Genomic DNA, 24,117 nt, shown 5'->3' on the forward strand with positions numbered 1-24,117 from the left:
GCCAACCGGTTTTAGGTCAGTGAGACTGACGCTCAAACGCAGATGTGCACTTTCTGCCCGGAGACGGCACGGCACCGGCTGCAATTGCGCTGAACGAGAAGCGCGTAACGGCGACCGGGCGCCGCCGCTACGCAATTGCCTCAGACGTCGAAGAACACCGTCTCGTCGTCGCCCTGCAAATGCAGATCGAGGCGATAGACCGGCTTGCCGGTCTCGCGCACCGCGGTCAGCGTGGCGCGGCGCTCGGCGGGTACCAGCGCCAGCACGGGATCGGCGGCGTTGCCGGCCTCGTCGCTGAAATAGATCCGGGTATAGAGATGCCGCAGCATGCCGCGGCCAAAGACGGCCAGCAGGATGTGCGGCGCCTGCGGCTTGCCATCGGGATCGGGCACCACGCCCGGCTTGATGGTGTCGAAGGAATAGTTGCCGTCCTTGTCGGTGCCACAGCGGGCGAAGCCGCGGAAGCTGGCATTGGGCAGCGCGCGCTTGTCCTGCGGGTCGGCAAAGCGTCCTTGCCCATCGGCCTGCCAGATCTCCAGCATGCAATCAGGCACGGCAACGCCGTCGCCGTCGAAGACACGGCCCTCGATGCGGACACGATCGCCGGTGACGTCGGGCGTCAGCGTCGAGCTGGTGAACGCGTCGTTCCACGCGTACTCGCCGGTCGGCGTCAGTCCGTATTTGAAGAACGGACCGACGGTCTGCGATGGGGTGATCCCGTCGGGCTTCACAGAATCCTGCACGTTAGTGGTTCTCCATGGGCGTGGCGTTCTTGCCGCGCAGCACGATGTCAAAGCGGTAGCACAGCGCCCATTCGGGCTGGGTATTCTCCAAGTCGAACGACGAGACCATCCGTGCGCGCGCCTTCTCGTCCGGCACCGAGTTGAAGATCGGATCGAACGGAAACAACGGATCGGCCGGGAAGTACATCTGCGTCACCAGCCGCGTGACGAAGGAATGGCCGAACACCGAGAGATGGATATGTGCCGGCCGCCACGCATTATGGTGATTGCCCCAGGGATAGGCGCCGGGCTTGATGGTGACGAAGCGGTAGTAGCCGACGGCATCGCTCACAGTGCGGCCCGCGCCGGTGAAATTCGGGTCGAGCGGCGCCGGATGCTGGTCGCGGACATGGACATAGCGGCCGCAGGAATTGGCCTGCCAGATCTCCACCAGCGAGTTCGGCACGCCGCGGCCGTCCTCGTCGCGCACATGGCCGTGCACGATGATGCGCTCGCCGATCGGCTCGCCGCTGTGCTGGGTGGTGAGATCGTTGTCGCCCTCGCGCACGGTCTCGTGGCCGTAGACCGGGCCGGTCAGTTCCGACAGCGTATGGCGCATCGGGATCAAGGGCTTGTTCGGCGCGCGCTTGATCGAGCTCTTGTAGTCGGGCGACAGCGGCAGCGGATGCGCCTTGTTGCTGTCCACGGGATAGATGAATGTCATTGGCGAACTCCTCCCCGGCCATTTTAGGTCCGACCGGTCAACGCTTCCGCCAATCATTATAGGATATAACTAATTTGGGGAAGCGGGTTTGGCAGGCGTCCTGCGCCTCGCCGGGCGCCGCTATTTGATCGGCGGGCGCGGCAGCACGGCCTCGCCGGGCTCGAGCCGATAGGTGTGATCCAGCGAATACCAGGGCGTCGCGACATCGGGCGCGGTCGGATGCGGCGGATCGTGGCGCTGGAACTTGCCGATCAGCGCCTGCGTCACCCCGAACTGCACGTCGCTGTCGATATGAGGATCGGCGGGATCGTAGACCTGCGAGATCAGCACCTTGAATCCGGGCTTGAAGATCAGAGCATGCAGATGCGCGGGTCGGTAGGGGTGCCGGCCCTGCGCCTCGAGCAGGCGGCCGACCACGCCACCCGTCGGAATGGGATAGCCGACCATCATCACCGAGCGGAAGGCGAAGCGTCCGTCCTGGTCGGTCGTGAACTTGCCGCGCAGATTCATGTCGGCCTGATCGGGGTCCTGGTTCTCATAAAGGCCGACGGGCGAAGCGTGCCAGACATCGACCTCGGCCCCGGTGACGGGACGGCCGTCCCTGTCGACGACACGGCCGCTGACGAACAGCGGCGCGCCCGGCGTCTCCGAGCGCACGATCGATCCGCCATTCTCGACCCGCGGCGAGTTCAGCCGCCAGAACGGCCCGAGCAATGACTGATCGGTTTCAGTGTTGCCCTGATCGCCATTGTTGAGCAGGCACACCAACGGCGAGACGCCGAGCGAGCCCGCCATCAGCACGACTTCGTTGTGCGTGTCGGTGGTCAGCTTGCCGAGCTCGGCGATGACAGCGGTGGCATCGCGAAATTCCTTCTCGGTCAAGCGGACGTCGCGCACGAAGGCGTGCAAATGCTTGACCAGGGAGACCATGATCTGGCGCAGCCGCGGATCGGATGTCCGCTCCATCACCGCCAGTGCCGCGACCGTGACGTCCTGCTCGCGCTCGATGATCATGCTGCCATTCTCTCCCTATCATTCCGGGGCGCGAGAGAAACGAGCGAACCCCGGACTCTTCGCCTCTCCCCGCTTGCGGGGAGAGGCCGACGCGCGAAGCGCGGCGGGTGAGGGGGACTCTCCGCGAGTCCAACTGTCACCGTCCTTGCGGAGACTCCCCCTCACCCCGACCCTCTCGCCGCAAGCGGGGAGAGGGAGAAGAGAGAGTCAGTTCAGCTTCTCGATCGCGACGGCAACGCCCTGGCCGACGCCGACGCACATGGTGGCGAGCGCCAGCTTGCCGCCGCGCTTCTCCATGCCGTGCACGGCGGTGAGCGCGAGGCGCGCGCCGCTCATGCCGAGGGGATGGCCGAGCGCGATGGCGCCGCCATGCGGATTGACGAAATCGGCGTCATCGGCGACGCCGAGCTGGCGCATGCAGGCGATGCCCTGCGAGGCGAACGCCTCGTTGAGCTCGATCAGGTCGAAATCGCTGATCTTCTTGCCGAGACGCTCCATCAGCTTGCGGGTGGCCGGCACCGGGCCGATGCCCATGATGCGCGGCGGCACGCCGGCCGAGGCAAGGCCGAGGATGCGCGCGCGCGGCGTCAGGCCGTGCTTCTTCACCGCGGCTTCCGAGGCGAGGATCATCGCCGCTGCGCCGTCATTGACGCCGGAGGCGTTGCCGGCGGTGACGGTGCCGGGATTGCGCACGATCGGCTTCAGCTTGGCAAGGCCTTCCAGCGTGGTCTCAGGGCGCGGGTGTTCGTCCTTGTCGACCGTGATGGGACCGGCTTTGCCGCCAGGAATCGTGATGGGCGTGATTTCTTCCGCGAAATAGCCGGCCGCGATCGCGGCGCCGGCGCGCTGCTGCGAGCGGATCGCGAAGGCGTCCTGGTCGGCACGCGAGACCTGGAATTCCTCGGCGACGTTCTCGCCGGTCTCCGGCATCGCATCGACGCCATACTGCGCTTTCAGCAGCGGATTGATGAAGCGCCAGCCGATGGTGGTGTCGAAGATCTCGGCCGAACGCGAGAACGCTTCCTGCGCCTTGCCCATCACGAAGGGCGCGCGGGTCATGGATTCGACGCCGCCGGCAATCGCAAGCTCGATCTCGCCGGACCGGATGGCGCGGCCTGCGGCGCCGACCGCATCGAGGCCGGAGGCGCAGAGGCGGTTCAGGGTCTGGCCGGGAACCGAATCCGGGAGGCCTGCCAGCAGCAGCGCCATGCGCGCGACGTTGCGGTTGTCCTCGCCGGCCTGGTTGGCGCAGCCGAGGAAGACTTCGTCCACCTGCGCCCAGTCGAGGTTGGGGTGCTTGGCCATCAGCGCCTTGATCGGGGCGGCGGCGAGATCGTCGGCACGCACCTTGGCGAGCGAGCCGCCGAAGCGGCCGATCGGGGTCCGCACGGCATCGCAGATAAAGACGTCACGCATCGTTGTTCTCCCTGAATGCCGCGATCCGGCCAAATTCTTCAATGTCGGCGGAGTTTTAGGAGGGCGCCCGCGGCAGGTCAATTGACGGTTTCGCGGGGCAGCCGTCATTCCGTGGCGCGCCATTTGGCGCGAGCCCGGAATCCATTTGTCCGCGTGACGTGCGGCCCGATGGATTCCGGGCCTGTGCCTGTCGGCGCATCCCGGAATGACGACCGAGAATGTGGCAGCACCTCGCGCCCCCCACTGCGGACAACGTGGAAAACCCGCTCCTACCGGCCAAAGCGATAGGAGCGAGGGGCGAAATTTTGTAGGTTGCGCCGCTCATGACCATGCAACAGCCGATACCCGTACCGCCGCCCGATGAAGCGCCAGCGCCGCAGGCGGAAGCCGCCGCGCGCGTGACGCCGATGATGGAACAGTATCTCGAGATCAAGGCTGCGCATCAGGGCCTGCTCCTGTTCTACCGGATGGGCGATTTCTACGAATTGTTCTTCGAGGACGCCGAGATCGCCTCCAGGACGCTCGGCATCGTCCTGACCAAGCGCGGCAAACATCAGGGCGCGGATATCCCGATGTGCGGCGTTCCGGTCGAGCGCTCCGAGGATTATCTGCACCGCCTGATCTCGGCCGGCCACCGGGTCGCTGTCTGCGAGCAGACCGAGGATCCTGCCGCCGCGAAAGCGCGCGGGAACAAGAGCGTGGTCCGCCGCGGCGTGGTGCGCCTGGTCACGCCGGGCACGCTGACCGAGGACACGCTGCTCGACGCGCGCGCCAACAACTACCTGCTGGCGATCGCGCGCGCGCGTTCGTCCGCCGGCGGCGACCGCTTCGGCCTTGCCTGGATCGACATCTCGACCGCCGAATTCATGGTGACCGAGGTTTCGGGCGGCGAGCTCGCCGCGACGCTGGCGCGCATCAACCCGAACGAGGCCATCGTCACCGACGCACTCTATAGCGACAACGAGCTCGGGCAGACCTTGCGCGAGCTGCCGGCGGTGACGCCGCTGACCCGCGACGTCTTCGACGGCGCCACCGCCGAGAAGCGCCTCTGCGATTATTTCGCCGTCGCGACCATGGACGGCCTCGCGCAGCTGACGCGTCTGGAAGCCACCGCTGCAGCCGCTGCCGTCACCTATGTCGACCGCACCCAGGTCGGCAAGCACCCGCCGCTGTCGCCGCCGGCGCGCGAAGCTTCCGGCGCGACCATGGCGATCGATCCGGCGACGCGCGCCAATCTCGAGCTGACGCGGACGCTCGCGGGCGAGCGCCGCGGCTCGCTGCTCGACGCCATCGACAGTACCGTGACCTCGGCCGGCTCGCGCCTGCTGGCGCAACGTCTCGCCGCACCGCTGACCGATGCGCCGGCAATCGCGCGGCGGCTCGATGCGGTCAGCACCTTCGTTGCCGATTCCGCCGCACGCGAGGACATCCGCAGCATCTTGCGCGGCGCGCCCGACATGTCGCGCGCGCTCGCCCGTCTCTCGGTCGGCCGCGGCGGCCCGCGCGACCTCGCGGGCTTGCGCGACGGCATCATCGCCGCCGACCAGGTGCTGGCGCGGCTCGGCGAGCTCGACCAGCCGCCGCAGGAGATCGCAGCGGTGATGGCGGCGCTGAAGCGGCCCTCGCGCGAGCTCGCTGCCGAGTTTGCGACGGCGCTCGACGAGCAGCTGCCGCTGATCAAGCGCGACGGCGGCTTCGTGCGCCAGGGCTATGAGCCCGCGCTCGACGAGGCGCGAAACCTGCGCGACGCCTCGCGCCTCGTGGTTGCCTCGATGCAGGCGCGCTACGCCGACGCGACCTCCGTCAAGGGCCTCAAGATCCGGCACAACAACGTGCTCGGTTATTTCGTCGAGGTCACCGCGCAGCACGGCGACAAGCTGATGTCGGCGCCACTGAACGCGACCTTCATCCACCGTCAGACGCTGGCGGGCCAGGTGCGCTTCACCACCTCCGAGCTCGGCGAGATCGAGGCCAAGATCGCCAATGCCGGCGACCGCGCGCTCAATCTCGAGCTGGAAATCTTCGAGAAGCTCTGCGCCAAGGCGCTCGAGATCAGCGACGATCTGCGCGCCGCGGCGCAGGGTTTTGCGCTGCTCGATGTCGCGACGTCACTGGCCAAGCTCGCGATCGACGAGAACTATGTGCGGCCCGAGGTCGACGGCTCGCTGGGCTTCGCGATCGAGGCCGGCCGCCATCCCGTGGTCGAGCAGGCGCTCAAGCGCAACGGCGAACCGTTCATCGCCAATGCCTGCGATCTCTCGCCAAGCCCAGCGCAAAAATCCGGCCAGCTATGGCTGCTCACCGGTCCGAACATGGCCGGTAAATCGACCTTCCTGCGCCAGAACGCGCTGATTGCACTGCTGGCGCAGATCGGCAGCTTCGTGCCGGCGACGCGCGCGCGGATCGGCATCGTCGATCGCCTGTTCTCGCGCGTCGGCGCCGCCGACGATCTCGCCCGCGGCCGCTCCACCTTCATGGTGGAGATGGTCGAGACCGCGGCGATCCTGAACCAGGCCGGCGAGCGCTCGCTCGTGATCCTGGATGAGATCGGCCGCGGCACTGCGACCTTCGACGGCCTCTCGATCGCCTGGGCCGCGATCGAGCATCTGCACGAGAGCAACCGCTGCCGCACGCTGTTCGCCACGCATTATCACGAGCTCACGGCACTCTCGGCAAAACTGCCGCGCATGTTCAACGCGACGGTGCGGGTAAAGGAATGGCAGGGCAACGTCGTGTTCCTGCACGAGGTGCTGCCGGGCTCGGCCGATCGCTCCTACGGCATCCAGGTGGCGAAGCTCGCCGGCCTGCCGCCCGCGGTGATCACGCGCGCCAAATCCGTGCTCTCCAAGCTGGAGGCGCAGGACCGCGGCCAGACCGCGCGAGCCCTGGTGGACGATCTGCCGCTGTTCGCCGTGCCCTCGCGCGCCGCTGCGGAAGCCGCGCCACCGAGCGAGGCCGAGCTGTTGATGGAAGCGGTGAAGGCGCTGCACCCCGACGAGATGTCCCCGCGCGAGGCGCTCGATGCGCTCTATGCGTTGAAGGCCAAGCTACCGAAGGCATAGATAAGTGCCGTAGGTGGGCAAAGCGTAGCGTGCCCACCCTTTAATAGGCTAGATCGCGGGCAGATGGTGGGCACGGCGCGCGAAGTGCGCGCCTTTGCCCACCCTACGAAACCTACGCCGCGATCCGCTTCCTCCGCCCCATCCACCACAGCGTCAGATTCCAGACGATGCAGGTGGCGAGCCCCATGCTGAGGCCGATCGCGGAGCCGAAGTTTGCGGCGCCGAGATGCAGCACGGCAATCGCCATGCCGAATCCGAGCAGGCCCCACGCGGAGTTGGCGAGCACGGCGGCGGTCGGCGGACCGCCGATGCGCGGATGCAGGATCAGCATGATGCTGGAGAACACCACCGGATACAGCGCGATGATGCCGCTGATGCGGGGGCCGACCCAGCCCGATGTCGAGACCACGATCGCGACGAGGGTCGCGACCAGCGCAGCCCGCATAGGGACGTCATACCAGCGGCGCGTCACCAGCGGCATCTTCGCGTGGCGATAGCCTGCGAGCAGCGGAATGCAGACGCCGAATGCGATCAAATTGGCGGCGAGCCCGGCGGTGAGCGACCACTCGAACTGGCGGATGATCGAGGCCATCGCGATCCAGACCGCGAAAGCGCTTCCGCAACTCACCACGAGATTGTGCCGCTGCGACAGCACGACATAGGTGAGGCACATGAAGATCGTCGCCGCATTGACCGGCAGGCTCGCCAGCGAGCCCTGCGCGATGAAGGCGGCATCATGATCGATCGCAAGAAAGACATAGGATGGACCGGCCGACACCGGCAGGGTCGCGATCAGCGCGCCGATCACCGGCCCCGAGCGCTCGGTGATGATCGACGCCGTCACCACGAACGCCGCCGCGATCGCCATGCGCAAGAGCAGGAAAAGAAGGAAGTGGAGGTCGAGGGACATTTTGGCTTCTTACCCTCCCCTGGAGGGGGAGGGTCGGCTCATATGGAGCGCAGCGAAATATGAGACGGGGTGGGGTGACAGTCTCTCGACGGATACGGTTCCCGAGTGGAGAGATCACCCCACCCCGCTCGCGCTGCGCGCGATCGACCCTCCCCCTCCAGGGGAGGGTAAGAGAGTCACATCCGCTGCATCGACACCGAGACCTTCGGGCCGTTCTTGATGGTCTGGTAGACCACGCAATAGCGCTCGGTGAGCTTGAGCAGCAGATCGAGCTTGTCCTGCGGCGCGGGCGTGTCGACCTCGAAGCGGAGGCGGATCTCGGCGAAGCCGACCGGCGTCTCCTTGTCGACGCCGAGCGTGCCGCGGAAATCGAGATCGCCTTCGGCATAGACGTTGCCGGTTTTCAGCGGCACCTCGATCGCGGTCGCGACCGATTTCAGCGTGACGCCGGCGCAGGCGACCAGCGCTTCGAGCAGCATGTCGCCGGAGCAGAGCTCGAGGCCGGAGCCGCCGGTGGCGGGATGCAGACCAGCCATCGCGATGGCGCGGCCGGTCTCGACCTTGCACGCGATACCTTCGCTGTCGGTGGAACCCTTGGCCTTCAACGTGATCAGCGCGGCCTTGGGATCGGCCTTGTAGCGCTCCTTGATCGGAGCCTGCATCTGGCGCAGTTCGGCGGCGTCCATTGTTCTCTCCCGGAAAAATCGCTCCTCGATGTACCGGCTCAGAGAGACATTGTCACCACCACATGGCCTGGCCGGGACCCTGGGTTGCGTCCCGGTCGGGCACGCGGCGGTCGAGCGAACGGTCGAGTGATGTCAGCACACTCCGCTTGAAGGTCTCGAACAGCGACGAATTGCGGTCGCGCGGCCGGCCCAGATTGATCTCGATCTGGTCGAACAGCCGGCCCGGCCGCGGCCGCATCACCAGCACGCGATCGGCCAGCACCACGGCCTCGTCGACGTCATGTGTGACGAGGATCAAGGTCGGCCGCGTGTCGGCCCAGAGGTCGAGCAGATGATCCTGCAGATCCCTGCGTGTGAAGGCGTCGAGCGCGGAGAACGGCTCGTCGAGCAGCAGCACCTCCGGCTGCGGCACCAATGCGCGGGCGATCGCGACGCGTTGCGCCTGCCCGCCGGAGAGCTCGCGCGGCCAGGCCTGCGCCTTGTCGGCAAGCCCGACGCGGTCGAGCGCACGCGCCACTTTCTCGCGCCGCTCGGTCGCGGGCAGGTCGGCGAGGCCGAAGCCGATATTGTCGGCGACGCTGAGCCAGGGCAGCAGACGCGGCTCCTGGAAGATGATGCCGATCTTGGCATGCGGCGAACTGATCGCCTCGTCGTCGAGCGTCACGGTGCCGGAGCTGGCCCGATCGAGGCCGGCGATGGCGCGGAGCAATGTTGACTTGCCGCAACCGGAGCCACCGATGATAGCGATGATCTCGCCCTGCCTGATCTCGGCGGAGAAGCGCGCCAGCGCGTGCACGCCATTGGGATAGGTCTTGCTGACCCGGTCGAGCGCCAGCATCGCCTCAAGCTCCCTTCGCGCGACCGAAGGCGTCCTGCCAGCGCAGGAACGGTCCGGCCGCAATCTCGATCAGCCAATCCGTGAGCTTGCCGAGGATGGCGAAGATCACGATGGCGGCCAGGATCTGCGCGGGCTTGCCGAGCTGCTGGCCGTCGAGCAGGAGATAGCCAAGGCCTTCGGAGGCACCGATCAGCTCGGCCGCGACTACGAACATCCAGCCGAGACCCAGGCCAACGCGCAACGACACGACATAGGCCGGCAGCACCGCGGGCAGCAGGATGCGGCGGATCATCGCGAAGCCGGAGAGGCGGAAGGTGCGGCCGACCTCGACGATCTTACGATCGACCGAGAGGATCGCGCCCATCACACCCAGATAGACCGGAAAGAACACGCCGACTGCGATCAGCGCGATCTTCGAGGTCTCGAAAATGCCGAGCCAGAGGATGAACAGCGGCACCCATGCCAGCGAAGGAATCGCGCGCAGCGCCTGCACGGTCGGATCGAGCAGCCGCCGCGCCAGCGACCAGTAGCCGGAGATCGCACCCAATAGCGTGCCGGCGACCACGCCGAAGGCGAAGCCGAGCGAGACGCGCCACAGCGTCGCGGCGATATGGCGAACCAGTTCGCCGGAGCGGGCAAGCTCGGTGATGGTGGTGAAGATGCGCGAGGGCGGTGGCACCAGACGCCCGTTGGACCAGCCGGACCAGACCACGAGCTCCCAGCCAAGCGCGAGCGTCACCGGCAGCAGCACGCCCAGCATCGGCCGCGCATAGCGCGACAGCCGCGACGGCGCGGCGGCACTCTCGGCCGTATCAGAGGATTGTTGCAGCACTGGCGCGTCGGAGATCATGACCGGTAGGAAGCGCGTCTGGTGGGGGAATGCAACACTACTATTGCCGCGCGTTCCGCTGTCGTCCCGGACAAGCGCGCCTCCAGCGCGCGCCGATCCGGGACCCAGCCACAGGAAGGCGTGATTACGGTGACTCGGAGTGACCGCCTTCGTGCTACAATCACTCCCTGTGGTTATGGGTCCCGGGTCTGCGCTTACGCTTGCCCGGGACGACAATGGAGTTTGCCGCGCGCTTGCGGACTAATTCGTCGGCAGCGGGACCTGGTCGTCGATCAGGGCATCGAGCGTCGCCTTCACGTCGACCTTGGCATCGACCACGCCGGCCTGTTGCAGCGCGAGGCCCGCGGCAAGGATCGACTCGCGCTGCGGCGCGCCGATGCGGCTGTGGGTGAGCTCGGTGCGTTCCTTGAGCTGCTTGTCGACGACAGCCTCGGGGAGCTTCGTCGCCGCGATGAAGGTCTTCTTCAGCTCGTCGTAGTTCGCCAACGAATATTTGCGCGCCTCCTCGTACACCGCGAGCACGCGGCGGGCGGCGTCCAGATGATCCTTCAAGAACTGCTCGCGCACATTGAGGATGCCCCAGGTGTTGGCGTCGGCCTTGCGATAGAACAGCTTTGCGCCTTCCTCGACCTCGGCCTGCGCCATCATGGGATCGAGACCGGCCCAGGCGTCGACATCGCCGCGGATCAGCGCGGTCTTGCCGTCGGCGTGCTGCAGCAGCACCGGCGTGATGTCCTTTTCAGTCAGGCCGGCGCCGAGCAGCGCGCGCACCAGGAAGATGTGCGGATCGGTGCCGCGCGTCACCGCAACGCGCTTGCCCTTGAGATCGGCAACATCAGCGATCTTGGAGTCCTTGCCCGTGACCAGCGCGGTCCATTCGGGACGCGAATAGACATAGATCGACTTGATCGGGTTGCCGTTGATCTTCGCCACCAGCGCCGCCGAGCCCGCGGTCGAGCCGAAATCGATCGAGCCGGCATTGAGGAATTCGAGCGCCTTGTTGGAGCCTGCCGACTGCACCCAGGTGATGGTGATGCCATCCTTGGCGAATTCCTTTTCCAGCAGCCCCTTCTGCTTCAATACCATCGACACCGGATTGTAGGTCGCCCAGTCGATGCGGATTTCCTTGAGCGGATCGGCGGCCTCTGCCGCGGGGGTCATTGCAAGCGCTACCGCTCCCGCCAGCAGAATGCGTCGTGTCATCCAGGTCATGCCCAGCCTCCTCCTAAACTTCATTGTTTTTCAATGAGTTATATCTAGAGGTCAACGAGAAAATCCGCCCCTTGAAAGGGCGCCGGCCGAGAACAGATTTGTGCGAAGCCGGCCTTTTCCAGCACGGAACGACTATTGCCAGCGAATGACGGGTGACAGCGCCTGTCACCTCTTATATCCGGTGAGACATGGACAGCGTCGCAACTGAGCAGAAGCCACAGGTGGACGATCGCTTCGACACCGCGCGGATTACCGCCGCGGTCGATGCGCTTGCCGAGAAGCACGAGGGACGCGAGGACGCGTTCCGCACTGCCATGGCGCAATTGCTCAAGGCCGAGCTGATCACGGCGCGCGCCGCGGCGCAGGCGATCCTGCTCAAGGACCGTCACGGCCGCCGCTGTGCCGAGCGGCTGTGCCATGTGCAGGACGAGATCATCCGTATCCTCTATTCGGCGGCGACGCGCCATCTCTACCGATCGCCGATCCCGAGCGGGGCCGAGCGGATGGCGGTGGTCGCGACCGGCGGCTATGGCCGCGGCCTGATGGCGCCCGAGTCCGACATCGATCTCTTGTTCATCCTGCCCTACAAGCAGACCGCCTGGGGCGAGCAGGTCGCCGAGGCCATCCTCTATTGCCTCTGGGACATGGGCCTGAAGGTTGGTCACGCCACGCGCTCGGTCGATGAATCGATCCGGCAGGCGCGCGGCGACATGACCATCCGCACCGCGATCCTGGAGACGCGCTTCCTCACCGGCGACCAGCCGCTTTATGACGAGCTGGTCGAGCGCTTCGACAAGGAAGTGGTGCAGGGCACCGCGTCCGAATTCGTCACGGCAAAGCTCGCCGAGCGCGAGGAGCGGCATCGCCGCGGCGGCCAGTCGCGCTATCTGGTCGAGCCCAACGTCAAGGACGGCAAGGGCGCCTTGCGCGACCTGCACACGCTGTTCTGGATCGCCAAATACGTCTATCGCGTGCGCGACACCGACGAGCTGGTCGAGCGCGGCGTGTTCGACGCGCAGGAATATCGCACCTTCCGCCGCTGCGCCGACTTCCTGTGGTCAGTGCGCTGCAATCTGCATTTCTACTCTGGCCGCGCCGAAGAGCGCCTGTCCTTCGACCTCCAGCGCGAGATCGCAGTGCGGCTCGGCTACACCTCGCATCCCGGCATGCAGGACGTCGAGCGCTTCATGAAGCACTACTTCCTGGTCGCCAAGGAAGTCGGCAACCTCACCGCTATCCTCTGCGCCAAGCTCGAGGACCAGCAGGCCAAGCCCGCGCCGGTGCTCAGCCGGATGATGGCGCGGCTGCGCCCGACCTCCGTGAAGCGGCGCGTGCCTGACAGCGACGACTTCATCGTCGACAACAACCGCATCAACGTCGCCGCGCCCGACGTGTTCAAGCACGATCCGGTCAATCTGATCCGCATCTTCCGCCTGGCGCAGAAGAACAACCTCGCCTTCCATCCGGATGCGATGCGCGACGTGACGCGGTCGCTTGGCCTGATCAACGCGCAGCTCCGCGAGAATCCCGAGGCCAACCGGCTGTTCATGGAGATCCTGACATCCGATAACGCGGAAATCGTGCTGCGGCGGATGAACGAGACCGGCGTGCTCGGCCATTTCATCCGCGCCTTCGGCAAGATCGTCTCGATGATGCAGTTCAACATGTATCATCACTATACCGTCGACGAGCATCTGATCCGCTGCATCGGCTTCCTCCAGGACATCGAGCGCGGCGGCGTCGAGGAGTTCACCCTCGCCAGCGACCTCATGCGCAAGTCCCGGCCCGAGCACCGGTCGGTGATCTATATCGCGACGCTGCTGCACGACGTCGCCAAGGGCCGGCCCGAGGACCACTCGATCGCCGGCGCCAAGGTGGCGCGCCGGCTCTGCCCGCGGCTCGGCTTCAGCCCGGCCGACACCGAGCTCGTGGCCTGGCTGATCGAGGAGCATCTGACGATGTCCACGGTCGCGCAGTCGCGCGACCTGTCCGACCGCAAGACCATCGAGAATTTCGCCGCCGTGGTGCAGTCGGTCGAGCAGATGAAGCTCCTGACCATCCTCACCACCGCCGACATCCGCGGCGTCGGTCCCGGCGTGTGGAACGGCTGGAAGGCGCAGCTGCTGCGCTCATTGTACTACGAAACCGAGCCGGTGCTCACAGGCGGCTTCTCGGAAGTCGACCGCGGCAAGCGCCTTGCCGCCGCGCATGCCGAGTTCCGCATGGCCTTCGCTGAATGGCCGAAGGACGAGCTCGATGCCTATATCGGCCGGCATTATCCGGCCTACTGGCTCAAGGTCGAGCTGCCGCGGAAAATCCGCCATGCCCGCTTCGTGCGCTCCAGCGAGCAGGCCGGCCACAAGCTCGCGATCAATGTCGGCTTCGACGAGGTGCGCGGCGTCACCGAGCTGACGATCTTCGCCGCCGACCATCCCTGGCTGCTGTCGATCATCGCCGGCGCCTGCGCCTCGGCCGGCGCCAACATCGTCGACGCGCAGATCTACACCACGACCGACGGCCGTGCGCTCGATACCATCTCGATCTCGCGCGAGTACGACCGCGACGAGGACGAGGGCCGCCGCGCCACGCGCATCGGCGAGATGATCGAGGACGTGCTGGAAGGCAAGCTGCGCCTGCCGGAAGTGGTGGCGCGGCGCACGGTGCGCAGCAAGGCGCGGCCTTTCGTGATCGAGCCGGAAGTGACCATCAACAACCAATGGTCCGACCGCTACACCGTGATCGAGGTGTCCGGCCTCGACCGCCCCGGCCTGCTCTACGAGCTGACCACCGCGATCTCGAAGCTCAATCTCAACATCGCCTCGGCCCATGTCGCGACCTTCGGCGAACGCGCCCGCGACGTGTTCTACGTCACCGACCTCCTCGGCGCACAGATCAACGCGCCGACGCGGCAGTCCGCGATCAAGAGCGCGCTAACCCATGTGATGGCTGGCGACAAGGCGGTGCAGCCGGCGGCTTAAAGGCCATCGCGCGCATCTCCCTCCTCCCGTCATTCCGGGGCGCCGCGCAAGCGGCGAGCCCGGAATCCATTCATCGGCACCGTCGGCGTAGCCCGATGGATTCCGGGCTCGCGCTACGCGCGCCCCGGAATGACAGGGTGGCTAAACCTCCACACCCTCATGCCGCAGCAGCCAGCGCTTGCGCTCGAGGCCGCCGCCGTATTTCACCAGCGAGCCGTCCGCGCCGATCAGGCGATGGCACGGCAGCACTACACTGATCGGGTTGGAGCCGTTGGCGTGGCCGACGGCGCGAATGGCTTTTGGCATGTCGATCTTTGCGGCGAGCGCGCCGTAGCTCATCGTGGTGCCGGCCGGGATGTGAGCTAGCGCATTCCAGACCTTCTGCTGGAATGGCGTCCCTGCGATACGCCATGCAATCCCTGAGAGCTGATCGAGATCGCCGTCGAAATAACCCGACAGCGCACTACGCATCGCCGTCGGCGCAGGCTGATCACTCAGATCCATCGCGCCATAATGCAGGCGCAACAGCTCGCGCATGCGATGCTCGTAATCGTCCCAGTCGAGCGCCCGCAGATTGCCCTCGGCATCGGTCACGAGCAGCGCGATCCCGATCGGCGTCGCCATGCGATCGAGGCCGAAGCGTTCAGGCGTCTTGGTTGATCGAGCGGGCATTGCGGCACCAGGCCATCGAAACACACCCATCGCACTTGCCATGGCGGCCATGCTAACGTCCACCCGAAAGCTGACGCTTTGGGGAGCTCAACTTGAACCTGATCGCCAATGTCCTGGTGGCGCTGGTCGCCGCACTGCACGCCTATTTCCTGATCCTGGAAATGTTCCTCTGGGACAAGCCGCAAGGCTTGAAGGTGTTTCGCAATACGCCGGAGAAGGCCGCGATCACAAAAGTCATGGCCGCCAATCAGGGGCTCTATAATGGCTTCCTGGTCGCCGGCCTGCTCTGGGGCCTCGTCCACGGCAACCCGGCCTTCGCGTTCCAGATCAAGGTGTTCTTCCTGCTCTGCGTGATCGTGGCCGGCGCCTATGGTGCGGCGACCGTCAGCACGCGGATCCTGATCGTTCAGGCGCTGCCGGCCGCGGTCGCGCTGGTTGCATTGATTCTCGCCTGAGACGCTTCGGCGCAGCGCCGCGATCCTTGCGCGGCGGCGGCCCTTCCTCCACAATCTCAGGCAGCGATGGCGACCGTTGCAACAACGGAAAAAGACCATCGGTCGAAAATTCCGTCAGGAGGAACAACCCACATGAGCAATCGCAGAGCCTTCCTAGCTGCCACGGCGGCGCTCGCCTTCGCGTTCTCCGCCAGCCAAGCCTTTTTAAGTGAAGCCCTCGCCCAGAAGAAATACGACACCGGCGCGAGCGACACCGAGATCAAGATCGGCCAGACCGTGCCGTTCTCCGGCGCCTACTCGGTCTATGCCAATATCGGCAAGACCCAGGCCGCCTATTTCAAGATGATCAACGACCAGGGCGGCATCAACGGCCGCAAGATCAACCTGATCCAGTATGACGACGCCTACTCGCCGCCGAAGACGGTGGAGCAGATGCGCAAGCTGGTCGAAGGCGACGAGGTGCTGTTCACGTTCCAACTGATCGGCACCGCGGCCAACGCCGCCGTGCAGAAATATCTCAACGGCAAGAAGGTGCCGCAGCTTCTGGCTTCCACCGGCGCGGCGCGCTTCAACGATCCGCAGAACTATCCCTGGACCATCGCCTATAATCCGAACTACGTGTCCGAGGGACGGATCTACGCCAAGTACATTCTCAAGGAGCATCCGAACGCCAAGATCGGCGTGCTCTACCAGAACGACGACATGGGACGCGACTATCTCGCGGGCCTCAAGAGCGGCCTCGGCGACAAGGCCGCCAGCATGATCGTCGGCGAGGTCTCCTACGAGGTCACCGACCCCACGGTGGATTCGCAGGTCGTGAAGCTGAAGTCGATGGGCGTCGACGTGTTCTTCGATGCCTCGACGCCGAAGTTTGCGGCACAGGCGATCAAGAAGCTCGCCGACCTCGGCTGGACGCCGGTGCACATCCTCGACATCAATGCGAGCCCGATCTCGGCCACGCTGAAGCCGGCCGGCCTCGACATCTCCAAGGGCATCATCTCGACGCAATATGGCAAGGAGCCCAGCGATCCGCAGTGGAAGGACGATCCCGGCGTGAAGGCCTTCTTCGCCTTCATGGACAAGTATTTCCCGGAAGGCGACAAGCTCAACACCGTCAACACCTATGCCTATTCGGTGGCCGAGCTGCTGGTCCAGGTTCTGAAACAATGCGGCGACGACCTGACGCGTGAGAACGTCATGAGGCAGGTCGCCAACATCAAGGACTTCGCTCCGAGCTTCGCCCTGCCCGGCATCAAGATCAATACCGGGCCGAACGACTTCCGCGTCAACAAGCAGATGCAGATGATGAGGTTCAACGGCGAACGCTGGGAGCTGTTCGGACCGATCATCGAGGACACGGGCCCGTCGGGTTAGGCCCGATCTCGTAGGGTGGTTTAGCGCAGCGGCTACGCGAAGCGTAGTCCGCTGGGCGTAACCCACCTTCTCTGCGTCCGTGGATGAACAGTGGTGGGTCACGCCTACGGCTAACCCACCCTACAAAGGATGGGCGCCGCCCACCTTGCGTCGCAGCAACGCCTCCTCCACACTCGCCCTCAGCGATGGCGTCGGAGGCACAAGCGCCCGGCAGATCATCGGCAATAACAAACCGAGGAAATTGCGAATGAGGAATGGAATGCTGCATCTGGCCACGGCAACGGCGCTGACCCTGGCGCTGTCGATCTCTGCGGCCAATGCCCAGAAAAAATACGATCCGGGCGCCAGCGACACCGAGATCAAGGTCGGACAGACCGTGCCGTTCTCGGGACCGGCGTCGGCCTATGCGTCGATCGGCAAGACCCAGGCCGCCTATTTCAAGATGATCAACGATCAGGGCGGCATCAACGGCCGCAAGATCAACCTGATCCAGTATGACGACGCCTATTCGCCGCCGAAAGCGGTGGAGCAGGTGCGCAAGCTCGTCGAAAGCGACGAGGTGCTGCTGACCTTCCAGATCATCGGCACGCCCTCGAACGCGGCCGTGCAGAAATATCTCAATTCCAAGAAGGTGCCGCAGCTGTTCGCAGCCACTGGCGCCTCGAAGTTCACCGACCCCAAGAACTTCCCCTGGACCATGGGCTACAACCCGAACTACTTCGTCGAGGGCCGCATCTACGGTCAGTACATTCTGAAGGAGCATCCGAACGCCAAGATCGGCGTGCTCTACCAGAACGACGACCTCGGCAAGGACTATCTGAACGGCCTCAAGGCCGGCCTCGGCGACAAGGCCGCCAAGATGGTCGTGACCGAAGCGTCCTACGAAGTCTCCGATCCGACTATCGATTCGCAGATCCTCAAGATCAAGGATGCCGGCACCGATTTGTTCTTCAGCGCCACCACGCCGAAGCAGGCGGCGCAGGCGATCAAGAAGATCGCCGAGATCGGCTGGCACCCGGTGCAGATCGTCGACATCAACGCCACCTCGGTCGGTGCGGTGATGAAGCCGGCAGGGCTCGACGCCGCCAAGGGCGTCATCAGCGTCAACTACGGCAAGGATCCGCTCGATCCGACCTGGAAGGACGATGCCGGCATGAAGAAATATTTCGACTTCATGGCGAAATACTATCCCGACGGCGACAAGGACTCGAACTTCAACGTCTATGGCTATGGCACCGCCCAGCTCCTCGCTCATGTGCTGCAGCAGTGCAGCGACAACCTGACGCGCGAGAACGTCATGAAGCAGGCGGCGTCGTTGAAGGACGTGACCGGCGACACCGCCCTGCCCGGCATCAAGGCCAACACGTCGGCGACCGACTACCGCGTCAACAAGCAGCTTCAGATGATGAAGTTCAACGGCGAGCGCTGGGAGCTGTTCGGCCCGATCCTGGAGGATGCGGGCCCGGCGGGTTAGTTTCTCTCGCTGTCATTCCGGGGGCGATGCGACAGCATCGAACCGGAATCTCGAGATTCCGGGTTCGGCTCTTCGAGCCGCCCCGGAATGACCGAGCAAGAAACCGTGGATGGCCAGGTCAAGCCCGGCCATGACGACGGAGAGAGAGACGCGCTCTCCGTGCTCAGTCCGGTATCTCGCCAAAATTCTTGCCCACCGGCAACACCGCGTGACGGATCAGCCGGGAATCCTCCACGGCGGCCTGACGATGCTTGACCGCCTCGCGATAGACGGGATCGCGGATCATCTCGACAAAGGCTCCGACGCTCGGATATTCCGCGATGAAGCAATGGTCCCAGCGTTCATCCTGCGGGCCGATCAGCATCAGCTCGAATTTGCCCTGCCAGATGATGCGGCCGCCGAGGCGTTCGAACACCGGGCCGCTCTCGCGGCCATAGGCCGCGTAGGCTTCCGCGCCGCTGGCCTTGCGGCCGTCGGGGTAGGCCGCTTCCTTCCGCAAGCGCACCAGGTTGAGCATGTGGATCGGGCCCGGGCGATCGTTCTCCCGGAATTGCGCGAAGATCTCCTTGGTCGGATCGATGTGGCCCATGCGTGCTCCCTTCGTGAGTTCCCTTTTGTTTTGTGGCGTCGATCCTAGCGCTGGGCCCCGCGAAGCGGAACTGCGGCGGGCGAATGCCGCACCTCCTAATCGCGCGTTAACGCCGGGGTAACCCGACCTTAAACAGCGACCGCTAGCGTGCGGCGGGGCGGGCTGACCGGGCGTATTGCGTATGGCGTGGGGAAAGAAAAAGGGTGGGCGGAAGGAGCCGCTGTTCGGCTTGCCCGCGGCGCTCGCCGATCTGCGCCTGACGCCTGCGGACCGCATCCCCAACGCGGCTGAGGACAAGCCGAAGAAATCAGCGAAACCATCCGCCAAGCGCAAGAGCGAGGACGCCGGCGAGGAGCCGCCGCGCGAGCGCAAGGCACCGGCCGGCCGCGGCGGCGCCAAGCGGCGATCGAAGTCGCGCTTCGGTGCCGGCCTCGGCCGCCTGGTCTATTGGGGCGCGGTGCTGAGCCTGTGGGGCGTCATCGCCGTGATCGGCGTCGTGATCTATGTCGGCGCCCATCTGCCGCCGATCCAGTCGCTGGAAATTCCCAAGCGCCCGCCAACGATCCAGATCGTCGGCATCGATGGCAGCATGCTGGCGCAGCGCGGCGAAATGGCCGGCGCCAATGTCGCGCTGAAGGACCTGCCGCCTTATCTGCCGAAGGCCTTCATCGCCATTGAGGACCGCCGCTTCTATTCGCATTTCGGCATCGACCCGATCGGCATCCTGCGTGCCCTCGTCACCAATTTGCTCCATCGCGGCGTGTCGCAGGGCGGCTCGACCTTGACGCAGCAGCTCGCCAAAAACCTGTTCCTGACCCAGGAGCGCACCATGCAGCGCAAGCTGCAGGAGGCGGAGCTCGCGATCTGGCTGGAGCGCAAGCACTCCAAGAACGAGATCCTGGAGCTCTATCTCAACCGCGTCTATTTCGGCTCCGGCGCCTACGGCGTCGAAGCTGCTGCGCAGAAATATTTCGGCAAGTCGGCGAGGAACGTCACCATCGCCGAAGCCGCAATGCTGGCCGGCCTCGTCAAGTCGCCCTCGCGCCTTGCGCCGAACCGCAACCCCGAAGGCGCGGAAGCCCGCGCGCAGATCGTGCTCACGGCGATGGCGGATGCGAAGTTCATTACCGACGCGCAGGCGCAGGCCTCGATCGGCCATCCCTCCTACAATGTGAAGCCGGCCGGCGCCGGCACGGTCAATTACGTCGCCGACTGGATCGGCGAGGTGCTGGATGATCTGGTCGGCCAGATCGACGAGAGCATCAAGGTCGAGACCACGATCGATCCGAAACTGCAGAGCGTGGCGGAAGCCGCCATCATCGACGAGCTCGCCGCCAAGAGCGTGAAGTTCAATGTCAGCCAGGGCGCGCTGGTGGCGATGACGCCTGACGGCGCCGTGCGCGCCATGGTCGGCGGACGGAACTATTCCGACAGCCAGTACAACCGCGCGGTCACGGCCAAGCGCCAGCCGGGCTCCTCGTTCAAGCCGTTCGTGTACCTGACCGCACTGGAGCAGGGCCTGACGCCGGACACCGTCCGCCAGGACGCGCCGATCGAGGTCAAGGGCTGGAAGCCCGAGAACTACACCCACGAATATTTCGGCGCCGTGACGCTGACGCAGGCGCTGGCGATGTCGCTCAACACCGTCGCCATCCGCCTCGGCCTCGAGGTCGGGGCGAAGAACGTGGTGCGCACCGCGCACCGGCTCGGCATCTCCTCAAAACTCGAGCCCAATGCCTCAATCGCGCTCGGCACCTCCGAGGTCTCGGTGGTCGAGCTGGTCGGCGCCTATGCGCCGTTCGCCAATGGCGGCTTCGCGGTGACGCCGCATGTCGTGACCCGGATCAGGACGCTCAGCGGCAAGCTGCTCTACATGCGCCAGCCCGACGAGCGCAACCAGGTCATCGACCCGCGCTATGTGGGCATGATGAACACGATGATGCGGGAGACGTTGATATCAGGCACCGCCAAGAAGGCGGAGATCCCCGGCTGGCCGGCCGCCGGCAAGACGGGCACCAGCCAGGATTACCGCGACGCCTGGTTCATCGGCTACACCGCCAACCTCGTCACCGGCGTCTGGCTCGGCAACGACGACAACTCGCCGACCAAGAAGGCCACCGGCGGCGGCCTGCCGGTCGAAGTCTGGTCGCGCTTCATGCGCACGGCCCACGAGGGCGTGCCGGTGGCGGCCTTGCCGAGCTCACCAGGCGGCTGGGGTCTGTCGAACCTTGCGCAGGCAGCGTCGCAAGTGTCGCCGCCGACACCTGCACCGGGACCCGCATCGGCGAGCGCTGGCGGCTATCGCCCGCCGCCCACGCGCGCCAATGCGCGGCCGGAAGCGGCGGCCGGGCTCGATGGCTGGCTGATGGATCGGCTGTTTGGCGGGAATCGCTAGCTGCGAATTGCGGTGCTGGTGACCTCAAAACAAGAACTGCGAAAACAACCCCATGCACAGTAGGCGGGGATTACCGGCAGGGTGCGCGGTGGATGCGACGAAGCGTTTGATGCGGTGGGGCAAATCACGCGTAGCGCGCAATCATTGTGAAATGTGGCGAGAATCGAGCGAGACGCGCTGGATGGTGCCTCACCCTCCACTGTCATTCCCCGCGAAGGCGGGGAATCCAGTACGCCGCGGCCCATCGATTCAATCACTAAGGCCTCTTGAATACTGGATCGCCCGCCCAGTGCGCAAGTGCGCACAAGGCGGGCGATGACACCTCCCAAGATGCCAACAGCGAGCCCTAGTCCTCGACCCCATACCGGTGCAGGTCATTCCCGTGCGTGTCGAGCCACTTCTTGGCGCGCTCCATCGACGGGCAGACCCTGCCGCAGACGCGCCAGAAGCGGGCGGAGTGGTTCATCTCGACGAGATGGGCGACCTCGTGGGCGGCGAGATAGTCGAGCACGAAGGGTGGCGCGAGGATCAGGCGCCAGGAGAACGACAGCGAGCCGGCCGAGGTGCAGGAGCCCCAGCGGCTGGACTGGTCGCGGATCGAGAGCCGCTTGACCCGGACATTGAGCTCGGCGGCATAGGCTTCCGCCGAACGCTGCAGGTCGCGGCGCGCCTCGCGCTTGAGGAAGTCATGCACACGACGGTCGGCATGTTCGACCCCACCGGCCACGCAGAGAATGCGCTCGCCACTGTCGCGCGTCTCCGTCCACACCGTGCCACGGGTGCCTGCGCGATGAACGATGCGATGAGGAACGCCGCGCAGCGGTATCACCGTGCCCGGCTGGAACGGCGCAGCCTTCGGCAAGCGGCCGAGACGTGCCGCGATCCACGCACCGTGACGCTGTGCGAAGTCCTTGGCCTCCGCGAGCGTGCCGCGCGGCGGCATGGTGAGGATGGCTTCGCGATCGCTCGGATGAATTCTGAGCGTGTAGCGGCGCGCGCGGCGGTGCCGGCGCAATCGGATCGCAAAAAACTGCGATCCGTGGGTGATGACGAGGGTCTTTGGTTCGTGGGGCCGCCGATAGAGGAGTGCGCGCGTGGCCATGTCTGTCAGTCCGGGGAGCAGGAGTTCGCCCGGATTCTGCCATAACCGCCGCCAGGGAAAGCGCTCGGCGCAAAAACAAATCATTTGCCCAATATACAGCGGTTCTTCAGTCCGGGAGACCCTACAGACTGGGGTTGGAACCGGCTTTTTTCGCCCCCGCTGGATGCATGCGACACCCCCAAGGGGTGAGGGAGGACTCACTCCTATAACGCTACCTAAATACCGCGAATCTGGAGGGAACTTGCCCCTGCCGGAGGCTCCGACAGGGGCGGAAATTTCGACGGGAAAGCCGAAATTCAGGATTATTCAGCTGCGAGAGCCTGCAAGCTCTTTGGATTCGCGGCCGAGACCATGAAGTCGTGAATCCGCGGCACGATCTCCGACTTGAAACGCGATCCGTTGAACACGCCGTAATGTCCGACGCCCTTCTGGACGTAATGAACGCGGCGATGATCGGGGATCGAACTGCACAGACCGTGCGTTGCTTCAGTCTGACCGAGACCCGAGATGTCGTCGTTCTCGCCTTCGACCGTCATCAACGCGACGCGCGTGACCTTGGAAGGATCAACGCGGGTTCCACGATGGGTCATCTCGCCCTTCGGCAGCGAGTGTTTCACGAACACGGTGTCGACCGTCTGCAGGTAATACTCTGCCGGGAGATCCATCACCGCGAGATATTCGTCGTAGAAGTCGCGGTGCTTGTCGACGAGGTCGCCGTCGCCCTTCACCAGATTGGCGAACAGCTGCTTGTGCGCATCCATGTGCCGGTCGAGATTCATGCTGATGAAGCCGTTGAGCTGCAGGAATCCCGGATAGACGTCACGCATCATGCCCGGATGCGGGAACGGCACCTTGGTGATGACGTGGTTGCGGAACCAGTCGATGCCGCGCTGCTGGGCGAGGTCGTTCACCCCGGTCGGATTACGGCGGGTATCGATCGGGCCGCCCATCAGCGTCATCGAGGTCGGCACGAACGGATCGCGCCGCGCTTCCATGATCGAGACGGCCGCGACGACGGGAACGGAAGGCTGGCACACCGCCATCACATGGGTGTTGCCACCGAGGACGTGCAGCATCTCGATGATGTAGTCGATGTAGTCGTCGAGATCGAAGCGCCCTTCGCTGAGCGGCACCATGCGGGCATCGGCCCAGTCGGTGATGTAGACCTCATGCGCGGGCAGGAAGGCTTCGACCGTGCCGCGAAGCAGCGTCGCATAGTGGCCGGACATCGGCGCGACGATCAGCACGCGCGGCTGCGGGCTGCGCAGCGGACGGGTGAACTTGCGATCGAAGTAGAGCAGCCGGCAGAACGGCTTTTCCCAGACCGAACGGATCTCGACGGGGACGCGGATGCCGTTGACCTCGGTGTCGTCGAGGCCCCATTCCGGCTTGCCGTAGCGGCGCGTGGTGCGCTCGAACAATTCGCAGGCCGCGGCGACCGACTTGCCGACCTCGGTACGGGCCCAGGGATTGAGGGGATTCTGAAACAGCAGCTTGGTCGCGTCGGTGACTGCACGGGCCGGATTGAGAGAGGCGTGGGCCATCTCGTACATCCAGTACATCGGCGTCGTCAGGACCGGACTGCCTTCTGCAGCCAGGGGCGGGGCGCCGCCAAACTCACCAATAGGCATCGCTATATTCCTC

19 protein-coding genes are annotated in these 24,117 nt (G+C 65.2%); 6 read left to right on the plus strand and 13 right to left on the minus strand.

What is annotated here, in order from left to right; translation table 11 throughout:
* Positions 1-140: 140 nt before the first annotated feature.
* The 4 genes from pcaG to pcaF form a co-directional block, all read right to left on the minus strand.
* The gene (gene pcaG / locus GGD63_RS33390) at positions 141-743 is read right to left on the minus strand and encodes a protocatechuate 3,4-dioxygenase subunit alpha (protein ID WP_183248504.1); all 603 of its coding nucleotides are present in this window, start codon (positions 741-743) and stop codon (positions 141-143) included.
* Position 744: 1 nt separating this feature from the next.
* The gene (gene pcaH, locus GGD63_RS33395) at positions 745-1,446 is read right to left on the minus strand and encodes a protocatechuate 3,4-dioxygenase subunit beta (protein ID WP_183248506.1); all 702 of its coding nucleotides are present in this window, start codon (positions 1,444-1,446) and stop codon (positions 745-747) included.
* Between the two features lie 120 nt (positions 1,447-1,566).
* Complete coding sequence (locus GGD63_RS33400) at positions 1,567-2,460, minus strand: dioxygenase (RefSeq protein ID WP_183248508.1); 894 nt, start codon at positions 2,458-2,460, stop codon at positions 1,567-1,569.
* A 207-nt stretch (positions 2,461-2,667) separates the two neighbouring features.
* The gene (pcaF, locus tag GGD63_RS33405) at positions 2,668-3,876 is read right to left on the minus strand and encodes a 3-oxoadipyl-CoA thiolase (protein ID WP_183248510.1); all 1,209 of its coding nucleotides are present in this window, start codon (positions 3,874-3,876) and stop codon (positions 2,668-2,670) included.
* Positions 3,877-4,199: 323 nt separating this feature from the next.
* On the opposite strand from pcaF, the gene mutS reads away from it, so the two are divergent.
* Entirely contained in the window at positions 4,200-6,938 is a 2,739-nt protein-coding gene (mutS, locus tag GGD63_RS33410; protein ID WP_183248512.1) for a DNA mismatch repair protein MutS, read from the plus strand.
* A 112-nt stretch (positions 6,939-7,050) separates the two neighbouring features.
* Here the strand turns inward: mutS and GGD63_RS33415 are convergent, their stop codons facing one another.
* From GGD63_RS33415 to GGD63_RS33435, 5 genes are all read right to left on the minus strand, one after another.
* Complete coding sequence (locus GGD63_RS33415) at positions 7,051-7,848, minus strand: hypothetical protein (RefSeq protein WP_183248514.1); 798 nt, start codon at positions 7,846-7,848, stop codon at positions 7,051-7,053.
* A gap of 176 nt (positions 7,849-8,024) precedes the next feature.
* Positions 8,025-8,534 (minus strand): OsmC family protein, encoded by a 510-nt coding sequence (locus GGD63_RS33420; protein WP_080133676.1) that lies wholly within the window; start codon positions 8,532-8,534, stop codon positions 8,025-8,027.
* 52 nt (positions 8,535-8,586) lie between these two features.
* A complete protein-coding gene (locus tag GGD63_RS33425; RefSeq protein ID WP_183248516.1) occupies positions 8,587-9,372 on the minus strand; it encodes an ABC transporter ATP-binding protein in 786 nt (261 codons plus the stop codon).
* Positions 9,373-9,376: 4 nt separating this feature from the next.
* Entirely contained in the window at positions 9,377-10,222 is an 846-nt protein-coding gene (locus GGD63_RS33430) for an ABC transporter permease (RefSeq protein WP_183248519.1), read from the minus strand.
* Between the two features lie 240 nt (positions 10,223-10,462).
* Positions 10,463-11,434 carry an aliphatic sulfonate ABC transporter substrate-binding protein gene (locus GGD63_RS33435; RefSeq protein WP_183248521.1) on the minus strand — a complete coding sequence of 324 codons (972 nt, stop codon included), beginning with the start codon at positions 11,432-11,434 and terminating at the stop codon, positions 10,463-10,465.
* A gap of 188 nt (positions 11,435-11,622) precedes the next feature.
* Here GGD63_RS33435 and GGD63_RS33440 point away from each other — a divergent pair, with 188 nt between their 5' ends.
* Complete coding sequence (locus GGD63_RS33440; RefSeq protein WP_183248523.1) at positions 11,623-14,412, plus strand: [protein-PII] uridylyltransferase; 2,790 nt, start codon at positions 11,623-11,625, stop codon at positions 14,410-14,412.
* A gap of 141 nt (positions 14,413-14,553) precedes the next feature.
* On the opposite strand, the gene GGD63_RS33445 is transcribed toward GGD63_RS33440, so the two are convergent.
* The gene (locus GGD63_RS33445; RefSeq protein ID WP_183248525.1) at positions 14,554-15,084 is read right to left on the minus strand and encodes a methylated-DNA--[protein]-cysteine S-methyltransferase; all 531 of its coding nucleotides are present in this window, start codon (positions 15,082-15,084) and stop codon (positions 14,554-14,556) included.
* A gap of 98 nt (positions 15,085-15,182) precedes the next feature.
* Here GGD63_RS33445 and GGD63_RS33450 point away from each other — a divergent pair, with 98 nt between their 5' ends.
* The 3 genes from GGD63_RS33450 (at position 15,183) to GGD63_RS33460 (ending at position 18,387) form a co-directional block, all read left to right on the plus strand.
* Complete coding sequence (locus tag GGD63_RS33450; RefSeq protein WP_183248557.1) at positions 15,183-15,539, plus strand: DUF1304 domain-containing protein; 357 nt, start codon at positions 15,183-15,185, stop codon at positions 15,537-15,539.
* Positions 15,540-15,671: 132 nt separating this feature from the next.
* Positions 15,672-16,913 (plus strand): ABC transporter substrate-binding protein, encoded by a 1,242-nt coding sequence (locus GGD63_RS33455; RefSeq protein WP_183248527.1) that lies wholly within the window; start codon positions 15,672-15,674, stop codon positions 16,911-16,913.
* Between the two features lie 247 nt (positions 16,914-17,160).
* Positions 17,161-18,387: an ABC transporter substrate-binding protein gene (locus GGD63_RS33460; RefSeq protein WP_183248529.1), complete on the plus strand. Its 1,227-nt coding sequence runs from the start codon at positions 17,161-17,163 to the stop codon at positions 18,385-18,387.
* A 163-nt stretch (positions 18,388-18,550) separates the two neighbouring features.
* Here the strand turns inward: GGD63_RS33460 and GGD63_RS33465 are convergent, their stop codons facing one another.
* Entirely contained in the window at positions 18,551-18,976 is a 426-nt protein-coding gene (locus GGD63_RS33465) for a DUF1330 domain-containing protein (RefSeq protein ID WP_183248531.1), read from the minus strand.
* Between the two features lie 181 nt (positions 18,977-19,157).
* Here GGD63_RS33465 and GGD63_RS33470 point away from each other — a divergent pair, with 181 nt between their 5' ends.
* The gene (locus GGD63_RS33470; RefSeq protein ID WP_183248533.1) at positions 19,158-21,371 is read left to right on the plus strand and encodes a transglycosylase domain-containing protein; all 2,214 of its coding nucleotides are present in this window, start codon (positions 19,158-19,160) and stop codon (positions 21,369-21,371) included.
* Between the two features lie 346 nt (positions 21,372-21,717).
* Here the strand turns inward: GGD63_RS33470 and GGD63_RS33475 are convergent, their stop codons facing one another.
* Both GGD63_RS33475 and GGD63_RS33480 read right to left on the minus strand, forming a co-directional pair.
* A complete protein-coding gene (locus GGD63_RS33475; RefSeq protein WP_183248535.1) occupies positions 21,718-22,557 on the minus strand; it encodes a M48 family metallopeptidase in 840 nt (279 codons plus the stop codon).
* Between the two features lie 218 nt (positions 22,558-22,775).
* Positions 22,776-24,104: a polyhydroxyalkanoate depolymerase gene (locus GGD63_RS33480; protein ID WP_183248537.1), complete on the minus strand. Its 1,329-nt coding sequence runs from the start codon at positions 24,102-24,104 to the stop codon at positions 22,776-22,778.
* Positions 24,105-24,117: the final 13 nt, after the last annotated feature.

The organism is Bradyrhizobium sp. cir1 (assembly GCF_014198245.1).
Lineage (GTDB): Bacteria > Pseudomonadota > Alphaproteobacteria > Rhizobiales > Xanthobacteraceae > Bradyrhizobium.

Bases quoted from the DNA above. Each gene is read 5' to 3' on its own strand.
- pcaH (WP_183248506.1), bottom strand. From the start codon at position 1,446: ATGACATTCATCTATCCCGTGGACAGCAACAAGGCGCATCCGCTGCCG.
- GGD63_RS33400 (WP_183248508.1), bottom strand. From the start codon at position 2,460: ATGATCATCGAGCGCGAGCAGGACGTCACGGTCGCGGCACTGGCGGTG.
- pcaF (WP_183248510.1), bottom strand. From the start codon at position 3,876: ATGCGTGACGTCTTTATCTGCGATGCCGTGCGGACCCCGATCGGCCGC.
- mutS (WP_183248512.1), top strand. From the start codon at position 4,200: ATGACCATGCAACAGCCGATACCCGTACCGCCGCCCGATGAAGCGCCA.
- GGD63_RS33415 (WP_183248514.1), bottom strand. From the start codon at position 7,848: ATGTCCCTCGACCTCCACTTCCTTCTTTTCCTGCTCTTGCGCATGGCG.
- GGD63_RS33420 (WP_080133676.1), bottom strand. From the start codon at position 8,534: ATGGACGCCGCCGAACTGCGCCAGATGCAGGCTCCGATCAAGGAGCGC.
- GGD63_RS33425 (WP_183248516.1), bottom strand. From the start codon at position 9,372: ATGCTGGCGCTCGACCGGGTCAGCAAGACCTATCCCAATGGCGTGCAC.
- GGD63_RS33430 (WP_183248519.1), bottom strand. From the start codon at position 10,222: ATGATCTCCGACGCGCCAGTGCTGCAACAATCCTCTGATACGGCCGAG.
- GGD63_RS33435 (WP_183248521.1), bottom strand. From the start codon at position 11,434: ATGACCTGGATGACACGACGCATTCTGCTGGCGGGAGCGGTAGCGCTT.
- GGD63_RS33440 (WP_183248523.1), top strand. From the start codon at position 11,623: ATGGACAGCGTCGCAACTGAGCAGAAGCCACAGGTGGACGATCGCTTC.
- GGD63_RS33445 (WP_183248525.1), bottom strand. From the start codon at position 15,084: ATGCCCGCTCGATCAACCAAGACGCCTGAACGCTTCGGCCTCGATCGC.
- GGD63_RS33455 (WP_183248527.1), top strand. From the start codon at position 15,672: ATGAGCAATCGCAGAGCCTTCCTAGCTGCCACGGCGGCGCTCGCCTTC.
- GGD63_RS33460 (WP_183248529.1), top strand. From the start codon at position 17,161: ATGAGGAATGGAATGCTGCATCTGGCCACGGCAACGGCGCTGACCCTG.
- GGD63_RS33465 (WP_183248531.1), bottom strand. From the start codon at position 18,976: ATGGGCCACATCGATCCGACCAAGGAGATCTTCGCGCAATTCCGGGAG.
- GGD63_RS33470 (WP_183248533.1), top strand. From the start codon at position 19,158: ATGGCGTGGGGAAAGAAAAAGGGTGGGCGGAAGGAGCCGCTGTTCGGC.
- GGD63_RS33475 (WP_183248535.1), bottom strand. From the start codon at position 22,557: ATGATTTGTTTTTGCGCCGAGCGCTTTCCCTGGCGGCGGTTATGGCAG.
- GGD63_RS33480 (WP_183248537.1), bottom strand. From the start codon at position 24,104: ATGCCTATTGGTGAGTTTGGCGGCGCCCCGCCCCTGGCTGCAGAAGGC.